Consider the following 2,520-nt stretch of genomic DNA (forward strand, 5'->3'; position numbering starts at 1 on the left):
TGTATTTCCGCATGGCTAGTATAACACAAGATATGAGATACCGTCTATCCCTGATCCGCTACGCTGACAAATATGGCGTCTCCAAAGCTGCTGTGAAATATAAGACCAACAGGCAGTATATTTACCGCTGGAAACGCCGGTATGATGGCTCTTGGGACTCTCTGCGTGATCGCTCCAGAAGACCTCACCATCATCCCAACCAGCATACCCCTCAAGAGATCAAACTCATCCGGGATATGCGGCGCCGCAATCCCCATGACGGTCTCGTTGTTTTTTGGGTCAAACTCAGGCAGCGTGGTTATTCCCGCTCTATCTGCGGGCTTTACCGCTTCCTCCGCAAACTGGGCATCATGGCCGTCCATCCGCCCAATCCAAAGTATATCCCCAAACCCTACGAAAAGATGGACTATCCCGGCCAGCGGTTCCAGGTGGATGTCAAATTCGTTCCTTCTGCCTGCCTCAAAAACAGCCATGTCATCGGAAAGCAGTTTTTCCAGTACACTGCCATTGATGAGTATTCCAGATGGCGTTTTGTAGAGGCTTTTGAAGAACACAGCACCTACTCTTCCGCCCAGTTTGTGGTTCATCTGGTAAAGGCATTTCCCGGAAAAATCGAGTGCATCCAGACAGACAACGGAACCGAGTTCACGAACCGGTTCACCACCCATCGTGACAAACCCACTCTTTTTGAGAAACGTCTGGAGGAGCACGGCATCCGCCACAAGCTGATCCGTCCCTATACTCCCCGACACAATGGGAAGGTGGAACGCAGCCACAGGAAGGACAATGAGCGCTTCTACGCGACCCACCTGTTTTATTCTTTTGAGGACTTCGCCAGGCAGCTCAAGGCTTATAACCGTAAGGACTATAACGATTTCCCCATGCGGCCACTGGGATGGAAAACACCTGACGAGGTACTTCGCGAGTATTTAAATTCACTGTAACAAATGTTTGACAAACCTACAATTTTTACACTTTTTCAAACTTTCTGTTACAATTTATCTGCTGCTCCTTAGCCGCTCCGCGTCCTGGCTTAATTCCTGCACGATATCCACTGCCTTTTCCACCAGCTTTCCATTCTCCTCACATGCCTCATAGGTTTCATTGGCGTGAGCGGATACCTCCTCGGTGATAGCCGACAAAGTCTGAATGCTCTCCACAATCTGTTCATTTGCCGCTCCAAGCTCCTTTACTACGCCTGTCAGCTCTCCTGTCTGTTGTGCAATGTCCTGGGTGCCCTGAGCGATATTTCCGAAATTCTCCTGTACCACCCGGGCGCTGTCCGCATTTGCCTGGTTGCTCTCCATCACCACATTCACAGCCCCAAACACGTCTTCCAGCTCCTTGTGGATATTTTCAATCAATTCCGTAATATCTACCGTTGCTGTTTTGGTTTGATTGGCAAGCCCTGATATCTGTCCTGCAACTACCGCAAAGCCGCGGCCTGCTTCCCCTGCTCTGGCCGCCTCAATGCTGGCGTTTAAGGCGAGCATGCCGGTGCTGCCCGCAATGCTTGTGATGGTCTCGATAATCGTGTTCATCCGCTCTGTATAGCTTCTCAGCTCCTGCATCTTATCCTGCACCTGCCTGTTGGCATTCATGGATTTTTCCACCTGCTGGGCCAGACTGTCCATCTGGTCCTTTCCCGCCTCCACCTTCTTGGCAGTATCCGAAACATTCTGCCGGATAAAATCCGCCGTATCCTGCACCTTTTCAATATAATTCTGTATCTGCTCCGTTTTCTGCATCTGATTCTGTATGGATTGTGCGGATTCATTGCTTCCTGCAGACACCTCCTGCATAGAGCTTCTGATACGCTCCACCGATTCCTTTACCAGAACCATCTTTTCTGCGGCGGCAGCAACGCCTCCGCTCATATGATCGGATACCTGCAGTACATTCTGAAGCAGCTGATCCGTTTTTTCCTGCTGCATTTGGACTTCCTGTACGCCAGCCCTATTGGATTTCCGGATTCCCGCTGTAGCTGCCACCATATAGATTCCGGTAAGCGCCATACAGGCCAGCTGGATTTCCATATTTTTAATTTCATCCGCCCCATAGCCTGCAGTCACCGCCTGATAAATCACGCAGGCAACATTGGCCAGAAAGCCTCCCGAAGCTATGGCCGCACAATATGCTGTATCCATATACAGCGTGATCACCATATACATAGGAAGGGCATATACAAAGGTCACCGGACTGCTTGTGGTAAATATGGCAAATATGTAAAACAAGCTGTAGGTAGTGCCCATAATGTGGCGCACCACTTTTGACTCCCTGTCCCTGGCATAAAGAATCCACTCCGCTATCAACGGCAGAATCATAAAACTGGCAACAATTAACAAATATCCCCCTGATCTGGCCCCTTTTACCCATTCGATCACATAAGCGGCCAGCAAAATGGCATCAATCACGGTATGCCCCATAATCGCTGCCTTATTTGCATAAGCCTTTTCAGAACATTTCAATTCTGCCACCTCCTGTAAAATCCCATATTCAATTTTCAGAGGTATTATATCA

The 2,520-nt window shown here is 49.3% G+C and carries 2 protein-coding genes; one reads left to right on the forward strand and one right to left on the reverse strand.

All coding sequences use genetic code 11. The features are described from left to right. Positions 1-944: DDE-type integrase/transposase/recombinase (locus AC1WIP_RS14415; RefSeq protein WP_481142480.1), on the forward strand; the 944-nt coding region annotated here is incomplete at its 5' end. A 54-nt stretch (positions 945-998) separates the two neighbouring features. Here the strand turns inward: AC1WIP_RS14415 and AC1WIP_RS14420 are convergent. Next, positions 999-2,520: methyl-accepting chemotaxis protein (locus tag AC1WIP_RS14420; RefSeq protein WP_481142481.1), on the reverse strand; the 1,522-nt coding region annotated here is incomplete at its 5' end.

It is taken from the genome of Acetatifactor sp., assembly GCF_982438285.1.